An 8797-nucleotide genomic window follows, 5' to 3' on the forward strand; every position below is an offset into this window, starting at 1 on the left:
TGCTGCACCAGCGCGGACGATCACGCGAAACGCCGGCCGCCGCGTCATGCGGGGTCCTCCGGGGCGCGCGAGCGCCGGATCAGGAAGACGGCGCACCCCACCAGCCCCCAGGCGGCCAGCACCAGGTACGGCAGCACCCGCTGATGGCCGCCGAAGTAGACCGCGGTGTGCTGGGCGTTGACCGAGGCTCCCGGGGGCAGCCAGCGCCCGATGGCCCCCAGCGGCGACGGCAGCAGCGGCCAGGACACCGCCCCGCCCGAGGACGGGTTGCCGAGCAGCACCATCAGCCCCCAGGTGGGCACCATCGCCCAGCGCCCGACGAGGGTGTGGAACATGGCGAACACCATCCCCGAGGCGAACATGGTCAGCGCCAGGATGAACCACGACTCCGGCAGCGGCAGGTTCAGCGCGCCGAGCCCCCAGTCCACGACGGCCACGATGGACAGCGCGCCGAGCGCCGCGTACGCCACCGTGAAGGCGATCTGCTGCCACGCCGACAGTCCCGCGGCGTTGGCGTGGAGCTGGACGGCTCCGATGAACCCGATGACGACCGCCGCGAGCGTGATGTAGAACAGCGCCAGCCCGCGCGGGTCGCCCCGCTGCAGCGGGTTGATGTCGCGCACCGTCAGCCGGACGCCGACCCGGGGCGCGACCTTCGGCGCCGCCTCGGTGAGCAGCAGCGCCACCGACGCGCCCGACGCGCTCGACACGTTCAGCGTGACGTCGTCGCCGCGCACCACGATGATCGCGAAGACGCGCTGCTCCTCGACCGCCTCCCAGGCCTGCTCGTAGGAGCGTTCGAAGGACAGGGCGAGGGAGGCGTCGAGCGCCCGCTCCAGGCCGGCGGCGAAGGCCTTGCCGCGCACGGTCTGATGGCTGACCCCGACCACGGCGACCGGTACGCGGTGCGGGGTCGGGTTGGCCATGGCGTAGGTGTAGGAACCGGCGAAGAGCCCGGCGCCGGCGGAGAGGATCAGCACGATCACGGTCGCGGGCAGGAACGGCGACTCCTTGAAGGCCTCCCATCGGCGGCTGATCCGGTCGTCCATGCGCACCCACGCTAGGCGCGGGACCACCGGGGCAGCCCGATGACACGCGTCCCTGCCGCAGGCTTGGCCTCGTGATGACGGAAAATTGTTTCATTCGATACCGTATCGAGTGAAAGGATGCTGATAAGGTGGGTTCATGAGCGCCGACCTACCTTCCGCGGCACCGCCGCGGGCGACCGACCGGCCGGGTGACGCCTCGCCCTTCGCCCTCGGCCTGCTGCTGCGCCAGGCCCACTGGCGGGCGGCCGCGGTGATGACGGAGGCGCTGCGGCCGCTCGGCATCGAGCTGCGCCACTTCGCCGTGCTGATCGTGCTGTCCGACCGGGGGCCGACGGTGCAGCGGGACCTGGCGGTGGCGACGGGGTCGGACAAGGCCGGGATCATGCGGGTCGTGGACGACCTGGAACGCAAGGGGCTGGCCGTGCGCAAGGCCGTGCCGGGGGACCGGCGGGTGCGCGCGGTGGAGATCACGCCGAGCGGCGTCGAGCTGTTCGACGCGGCGCACGTCGCGGCGGAGCCGATGGCCGGGCGCCTGGTCGCGGGCCTCGGGCCCGGAGAGGCCGAGCAGTTGCGGGATCTGCTGACCAGGTTCGCCTATCCCGCGGACGGGTAGGCAGGAAGGATCCGCCGCCCGTCCCCCCGATAAACAGTGCATACCGTCACGGAAGTGCGGGGGAGATGGTGATCATGGACGTCTACGAGGCCGTCACCAGCCGGCGGGCTGTGCGCGGGTTCACCGGACGGCCTGTTTCGAGAGAGGTGCTGCAGCGGGTGCTGTCCGCCGCGGCCTGGGCGCCGTCCGGGTCGAACCTGCAGCCCTGGCACGTCTACGTGGTGACCGGCGAGCCGCTGGCCGAGATCAAGCGGCGGGCCGGCGCGCGGCTGGCCGCCGGCGAGCCGTGGGACGAGCGCGAGTACGAGATGTATCCGGCCACGCTGAAGTCCCCGTACCAGGAGCGCCGGGCCGCCTTCGGCCGGGAGCGCTACAGCGCGCTCGGCGTCACCCGCGAGGACTGGGAGGCGCGCCAGCGCGCCGCCTCGGGCAACTGGCAGTGCTTCGGCGCGCCCGCCGCCCTCTTCTGCTACGTCGACCGCGACCTCGGCCGGCCGCAGTGGTCCGACCTCGGCATGTACCTGCAGACCGTCATGCTGCTGCTGCGCGCCGAAGGGCTGCACAGCTGCCCGCAGATGGCGTGGTCGGTCTACCGGAAGACGGTCGCGGAGATCCTGCGGCCGCCGGAGGAGCTCATCCTGTTCTGCGGCATGTCGATCGGCTCCCAGGACGCCGCGGAGCAGTACATCCGCACGGGCCGGGCGCCGCTCGACGAGACGGTCACGTTCGTCGGAAGCCGATAGCGCCGTCCGCCTGCGTGCCCTCCGAGGCCAGGCGGGCGTGGTGGGCGAGCAGGCGGGCCAGGGCGGCCCGGCGCTCGCTCGCGTTCACGGTCGCCGCCGCCTGCGTGGCGTGCGCCCGGACGAGATGGTGGAAGCGGTAGTGGCCGGGTGCGGGCTCCTCGATGAGGTGCGCGTCGAGCAGCTGCTCCAGCAGCCGTTCGGTCCTGACGGGGTGGGCGTCCATGAGCGCGGCGGCGGCGCCGACGGCGTGGTCGGCGGCGGGATTCAGGCCGAGCAGCCGGTACGCCTGCCGCTGCGGCTCGTCGAGGTTCCGGTAGGACAGGTCGAGGGCCGCCGTGACGCTGCGCTGCCCGGCGCGCAACGGCTGGCGGGGGTCGCCGAGGCGGTCGAGCAGGTGGGTGAGGCGCCAGGTCGGGTGGGAGCGCAGGCGCGCGGCCGTCACCCTGATGGCCAGGGGCAGCCGGCCGCAGTGCTCGACCACGGCGGCCAGGAGGTGCCGGGGCGAGCCGGCCACCCGGCCAGCGCCGGCCGTGCGGGCGAACAGGGTGATCGCGTCGGCGGCGGGCAGCGGGTCCAGCGACAGGGCGTGGGTGACGTCCAGGCCGGACAGGCGGCGCCGGCTGGTGATCAGCACGTGGCAGCCGCCGCCGCCCGGCAGCAGCGGCCGGACCTGGGCCTCGCTGGCGGCGTCGTCCAGGACGACCAGGACCCGTCGCTCGGCCAGCAGGCTGCGGTAGAGCCCGGCGCGGTCGTCCAGCCGCTCGGGGACGTGCTCGCCGGGCAGGCCCAGGGCGCGCAGCAGGCGGTCGAGAGCGTCGGCGGGGTCGAGCGGTGGGTCGTCCTGGCTGTGGGCGCGCAGATTCAGGAACAGCTGGCCGCCGGGGTGGTGCGGGGCCAGCAGGTGTGCGGCGCGCACGGCCAGGGCGGTCTTGCCGACGCCCGGCATGCCGTCGATCACGCTGACCGTCACCGCGGCGTCACCAGTCACCGCGGCGGCACCGGTGATCGCCGCGACACCCGTCGCTGCGGCGTCACCCATGACCGTGGCGGCATCCCTCCCGGCGGTGAGGGCGGTCAGTTCGTCCGCGCGTCCGACGAACGCCGGCACGCCGGCCGGGAGCTGTCTGGGCGGGACGGGCGGGGGCGGATCGCTCAGGTCGTCCCGGGCGACCACCGGTGACTGGGCGAGCATGGCCTGGTGCAGGCGGCGCAGCTCGGCGTTGGGGGCGATGCCGAGCTCGTCCTGCAGCAGCCGGAAGACGGTCCGGTAGGTCTCCAGCGCCTCGGCCTGCCGGCCGGTGCGGTAAAGGGCGGTCATGAGCTGGGCCCAGAGCCGCTCCCTGAAGGGATGCTCGGTGGTCAGGGCCTGCAGTTCGGCGACGAGCGAGGCGTGCTCGCCGAGGCCGGCGTCCAGCTCGATGCGGCGTTCGAGGGTGTGCACGTGCAGCTCGGCGAGGGGCGGGACGTCGATCTGCTGGAGCGTCTCCGAGGCGACGCCGGCGCCCACGGGGCCGCGCCACAGGGCCAGCGCCTCGTGCAGGAGCCGCCGCTCCGTCAGCGGGTCCCCGGCCTGGCCGGCCTCATGGAGCAGGGCGCGGAAGCGGAGCAGGTCGAGCTGGTCGGTCCGCAGCCGGACGAGGTAGCCGTCCGGCATGGTGACGATCACGTCCCTCAGGTCCAGGGTCTGGCGCAGCCGTACGACGTACGTACGCAGGACCTTGCGCGGGTTGACCGGAGCCCGGCGGCCCCACAGGCGCTCGGCGAGCAGGTCGGCCGGAACGACCTCGTTGGGGCGCAGCAGGAGGGTGGCGAGCAGGACACGTAGTTTGCCGACCGTGACAGGGACAGGAGTCCCGTCCTGGACCGCAGTCAGGGGACCCAGCACCGAGAACCGCACAGTGGTCACCGGCCTCGCTCCTCGCTCTCGTCTCCGCCTTCGGCCGCTTCCGGCACCTCCGTAGTGTGCGCCGGGCCGGAACGCGTGATCGAGGGCATGGGGCGGGCATTGCCCGGACATTGCGCGCCCTCCCGGCCGCCGGTCACGCCGCTTCAGGCCGGTGACGTCGGTGTTCCGTCCCTGGCCGGAACACGGCGACACGCCGCACCCCGGCTCTGTGTACTGGGTGTCCGACGGAGAGAGAAGGGGAGCGGATCTTGGGAATCAGACGGGCGGTGTCCGCCGGCGCGGTCACCCTCATGGCGGCGTTCTGTCTCACCGGGAACGCGGGCGTCGCGTCGGCGCAGGACTGGCTGGGGGACTGCCCCAAGGGCAGCATCTGCGCCTACAGCGGCGTAAGCGGGTCGGGAAAACGGTGCAATTGGGAGGGGAACGACGCCAACTGGGCGGGCGGAGGACGGCCGTGCTCGTTCAGCCACAAGGTGAAGTCGCTGTGGAACAACGGCCGCAAGGGCAACCTGGACGACGTCCATCTCGTCACCTGCGGCGGCGCCCATTGGGCCCTGCTGTGGGGCCAGCAGGAGGCCTGGACCAACCCCACGGAGGACGCCGGCAAGGGCCATATCTGTATCAAGTCGCATAAATGGTTCAACAGGTAGCGAGTTGCTCGCGGTGCGGGTGCGTGTCCACCGGGTGTTGATCGCCTGATGATCGGCCCGGGCCAGCATGGGGGCATGCCCGGCGGAATTCTGCGTATCGTCTTCACCGGTGAGGATCTGGCCCGCGTACGCGTCGCCACGCGTGTCGACGAGCCGTGGGAGACGGTGATGAGCCTGCACGTGCTGCGGCAGCCCGGCGGCGGACCCGACCTGACCGCCTGGCGCCGCCGGGCCCGCGCGGACCTGGCCGCCGCCGGGCTGCTGCGGCCCGTCCGGCGCACACTGGCGCCGCTGATGCCGATCAAGGCGTACTGGCCCGACTTCCTCACCCCGCACGAGGCCCAGTCGGGAGTGGAGGCCGGCCTCGACGCGCTGGCCGCCACCCCCGCCGCACGGGTCCGGCGCGAGGTGGACCAGCTGCGCCGGCACACCGTCCTGCCCGGCACCCTCGACGACCTGGCCCGCGGCGACCGGCGCGCCATCACCGGCCTGGCCCGCCTGGCCGGCCACTACGGCCGGGCCGTCCTGACGCCGCACCGCACCACGATGGAGCACGCCCTCGGACGCGAACGCGCCCGGCTCGCCCGCCTGCTCACCGACCAGGGCGTGGAGGCCATGCTCGCCGCCCTGCCGCCGTGTACGCGGTGGCGGCCCCCGGTCCTGGAGGTGGACTACGCCGCGGGCCGCTACGAGATCCCGCTGCGCGGCAGGGGCCTGACCCTCATCCCCTCCTACTTCTGCCGCTACACCCCCGTGGCGCTGGCGGACCCCGGCCTGCCGCCCGTCCTGATCTACCCGGTGCCGCGGCGTACCCCGGAGCCCGACCCGGGCCAGGCCCTGTCGGACCTGCTCGGCGCGACCCGCGCCCGCGTCCTGTGCCACATCGCCGCCACCCCCGGCTGCACCACCAGCGAACTCTCCCGGCGCACCGGCACCTCGCTGTCCTCGGCCAGCGCGCACGCCCAGGTCCTGCACCGGGCCGGCCTGATCACCAGCACCCGCCACGCCAACATGGTCATCCACCGGGCCACCGGCCTCGGCGCCGCCCTGATCCGGCCGGCCGCCCCCGGCCCTGGTGCCGGTGCGGCTTCTGCGGGAGAGTAGGGCAAAACGGATCATGAGGAGGCGGCAGTGCGGCTCGGATTCAGCCTTGGCACCCTCGGCCCCGTGGCGGCCACCCATGAAGCCCAGCTGACGCTGACACGCGAGGCGGAGCGGCTCGGATACGACTCGGTGTGGGCCTCTGAGGGCTACGGGGTCGATCCGGCGACCACGCTGGCGTGGCTGGCGGCCGGCACCGAGCGGATCGGGCTGGGCACCGGCGTGATCCAGGTGACGGGCCGCACGGCGATCTCGGCGGCGATGGCCGCCACCACCATCGACCGGGTGTCCGGCGGACGGTTCCTGCTCGGGCTGGGCGCCTCGGGGCCGCAGGTGGCCGAGGGGTGGCACGGTCAGCGGTACGAGCGGCCGCTGGCCCACCTGCGCGACTACGTGGCCGTGGTGCGGACGGCGCTGGACGGCCGGCCGGTCGAGCACGACGGCCCCGAGATCGTGCTGCCGCTGCCCGACAGCCGCGGCAAGGCGCTGAGCATGACGGTCGCACCCGTACGCAGGCCGCTGCCCGTCCACCTGGCGGCCATGGGGCCGAAGGCGGTGGCGCTGGCCGGGGAGATCGCCGACGGCTGGCTGCCGATCCACTTCCCGCCCGAGCACGTGGCCGAGACCATGGAACACCTGCGGGCTGGGGCGGCCCTGGCCGGGCGCGACGCGGCCCAGGTGGAGGTCTCGCCGATGGTCATGGCCATGGTGGACGACGACGCCGACTACGCGCGCGACCTGATCCGGCCGATGCTGGCGCTCTACCTGGGCGGCATGGGCACCCGGGGGGTCAACTTCTACAACCGGCTCGCCCACCGGCTCGGTTTCGGCCCGGCGGCGGCGCGGGTGCGGGACGCGTACTTCGACGGCGATCTCGGTGAGGCGATGGAGGAGGTGCCCGACGACCTGGTGGACGCCCTCGCCCTGTGCGGGACGCCCGCGCGGGTGCGCGAGCGGCTGGAGTCCTACCGCAAGGCGGGCGCGACCCGGGTGATCGTCGGACTGAACGCGCCCACCGTCGAGGACCGCGTCGAACAGCTCGGCTGGCTGGCCGAACTCAACGCCTGACCCCTTCTTCGCCCCCGTCGTCGCCTTCCCCGGCGGGCGGGCTTCGCCGGGCCGACCGGGCGAGCCGGTCGGCGAACGCCACGACGAGGTCGCGCAGCTCGTCCGGCCGTTCGATGAGGAACGGGAGGTCCATCGAGGCGAGTACGGCGGGCAGCCAGTCGAGCCGTTCGGCCCGCAACTCGACGCGGGACCAGCGCATGACGTCCTGACCCGCGCCGCTCACGGACGATGATCCCGCGCCGCTCACCGGTGGCGACTCAGCGGTACGCCCCGGCGGCCATTCCGCGGCGCTCTCCGGCGGCGACTCGGGGTCGTGCTCCGATGGTGGTTCCGTCACGATCGCGATGCCGGCGGGGAGCCGGGTGCGGATCTGCTCGGCGCTGCCCTGGACCCGGAGCGTCACCTCGTGCCGGTACGGGGCGGTGGCGAGCCCGGTCAGGACCCGTTCGGCCGGGCCGGGCCCTGCAGGCGGGTGGAACGAGCCGGGCAGGGTCCGGGCGCCGGCGATGCGGTCCAGCCGGAACGTCCGGTCCTCGCCGATCGCCGGATCGGCGCCCGTCACGTACCACCGGCCCGCATGCGCGACGAGCCCGTACGGGTGCAGCGTGCGCTCGCTGCGCCGCCCGCCGGCGTCGGTGTACCGGATCGAGACCGGCCGGTGGTGGCTCACCGCGTCGGCGATCGCGAGCAGCACCGCCGTCTCCGGGACGCTCGGCTCATCGGTCGGCTCACTAGCCGGCTCACCGGCAGGGGCGGTGAAGGCGAGGGAGCCGAGCACGGCGTCGAGCCGGCGGCCGAGCCGCTCGGGCAGCACCCGCCTGATCTTCGCCGCGGCCGTCTCGCTCGCCGTGCCCGCGGCCGTCAGCAGACCGGTCCTGCGCCCCGCGACCAGGCCGAGCAGCACCGCGAGCGCCTCGTCGTCACTCAGCATGAGCGGTGGCAGGCGGTAACCGGGGCCGAGCCGGTAGCCGCCGTAGCGGCCGCGCACCGACTCCACGGGCACGTCGAGGTCGATGAGGTGGCCGGCGTACCGCCGTACCGTGCGCTCGTCCACGCCGAGCCGGTCGGCGAGTTCGGTCACGGTCCGCAGGCCACCCGACTGCAGGAGCTCCAGCAGGGTGAGCACGCGAGCGGTGGGTCGGGCCATAACGGAAAGTCTGCCGCAGATACCGGGCGGGTTTCGCCCGGTATCCGGCGTAGCGTGCGGTCGTACCTCAGGAACGACCAGGGAGAACCACCCGTGAACTTCGTCTCGATCCGCATCATCACCGGCGACGTCGCCCGCCTCGTCGGCTTCTACGAGCGCGCCACCGGGGTGCAGGCGAGCTGGGCCAACGACGACTTCGCCGAGCTGCGCACCGCCTCGGCCACCCTCGCCATCGGCAGCACCCGCACCGTCCCGCTGTTCGCGCCCGGCTCGGCGGAGCCGGCGGCCAACCGCAGCGTCATCGTCGAGTTCCTGGTCGACGACGTGGACGGCGTCTACCAGAACCTGACCGAGTTCGTGGCGGACTTCGTCAACGAGCCCACCACGATGCCCTGGGGCAACCGGGCGCTGCTGTTCCGCGACCCCGATGGCAACCTGGTGAACTTCTTCACCCCCGTCACCCCCGAGGCCGTCGAACGGTTCGCCCGCTGACCCAGCCCGTTGACCCGCCCGCTGACCC

Annotated in this window: 9 protein-coding genes; 6 read left to right on the forward strand and 3 right to left on the reverse strand. The window is 73.6% G+C overall.

Going from position 1 to position 8797, the window contains the following annotated elements; genetic code table 11:
* Positions 1 to 44: 44 nt before the first annotated feature.
* Entirely contained in the window at positions 45 to 1049 is a 1005-nt protein-coding gene (locus B0I32_RS12475; RefSeq protein WP_106238309.1) for a hypothetical protein, read from the reverse strand.
* 136 nt (positions 1050 to 1185) lie between these two features.
* Between B0I32_RS12475 and B0I32_RS12480 the strand changes: the two genes are divergently transcribed.
* Positions 1186 to 1662, forward strand: a complete 477-nt coding sequence (locus tag B0I32_RS12480; protein WP_106237999.1) for a MarR family winged helix-turn-helix transcriptional regulator — start codon at positions 1186 to 1188, stop codon at positions 1660 to 1662.
* Between the two features lie 74 nt (positions 1663 to 1736).
* Positions 1737 to 2405 (forward strand): nitroreductase, encoded by a 669-nt coding sequence (locus B0I32_RS12485; RefSeq protein WP_106238312.1) that lies wholly within the window; start codon positions 1737 to 1739, stop codon positions 2403 to 2405.
* On the opposite strand, the gene B0I32_RS12490 is transcribed toward B0I32_RS12485, so the two are convergent.
* Positions 2383 to 4311: an AfsR/SARP family transcriptional regulator gene (locus B0I32_RS12490; RefSeq protein WP_181307301.1), complete on the reverse strand. Its 1929-nt coding sequence runs from the start codon at positions 4309 to 4311 to the stop codon at positions 2383 to 2385. The genes B0I32_RS12485 and B0I32_RS12490 overlap by 23 nt on opposite strands.
* A gap of 248 nt (positions 4312 to 4559) precedes the next feature.
* Here B0I32_RS12490 and B0I32_RS12495 point away from each other — a divergent pair, with 248 nt between their 5' ends.
* The 3 genes from B0I32_RS12495 (at position 4560) to B0I32_RS12505 (ending at position 7130) form a co-directional block, all read left to right on the forward strand.
* Positions 4560 to 4961 (forward strand): peptidase inhibitor family I36 protein, encoded by a 402-nt coding sequence (locus tag B0I32_RS12495; RefSeq protein ID WP_146178134.1) that lies wholly within the window; start codon positions 4560 to 4562, stop codon positions 4959 to 4961.
* A gap of 75 nt (positions 4962 to 5036) precedes the next feature.
* Positions 5037 to 6065, forward strand: coding sequence for an ArsR/SmtB family transcription factor (locus tag B0I32_RS12500; protein ID WP_106238006.1), 1029 nt, complete (start codon positions 5037 to 5039; stop codon positions 6063 to 6065).
* Positions 6066 to 6092: 27 nt separating this feature from the next.
* On the forward strand, positions 6093 to 7130 hold the full coding sequence (locus tag B0I32_RS12505) for an LLM class flavin-dependent oxidoreductase (RefSeq protein ID WP_106238008.1): 1038 nt from the start codon (positions 6093 to 6095) through the stop codon (positions 7128 to 7130).
* Here the strand turns inward: B0I32_RS12505 and B0I32_RS12510 are convergent.
* Positions 7120 to 8277, reverse strand: a complete 1158-nt coding sequence (locus tag B0I32_RS12510) for a helix-turn-helix transcriptional regulator (RefSeq protein WP_106238010.1) — start codon at positions 8275 to 8277, stop codon at positions 7120 to 7122. The genes B0I32_RS12505 and B0I32_RS12510 overlap by 11 nt on opposite strands.
* 93 nt (positions 8278 to 8370) lie before the next feature.
* Between B0I32_RS12510 and B0I32_RS12515 the strand changes: the two genes are divergently transcribed.
* Entirely contained in the window at positions 8371 to 8769 is a 399-nt protein-coding gene (locus tag B0I32_RS12515) for a VOC family protein (protein ID WP_106238013.1), read from the forward strand.
* The last annotated feature ends 28 nt before the right edge of the window (positions 8770 to 8797 follow it).

It is taken from the genome of Nonomuraea fuscirosea (assembly GCF_003001935.1).
Taxonomy (GTDB): domain Bacteria; phylum Actinomycetota; class Actinomycetes; order Streptosporangiales; family Streptosporangiaceae; genus Nonomuraea; species Nonomuraea fuscirosea.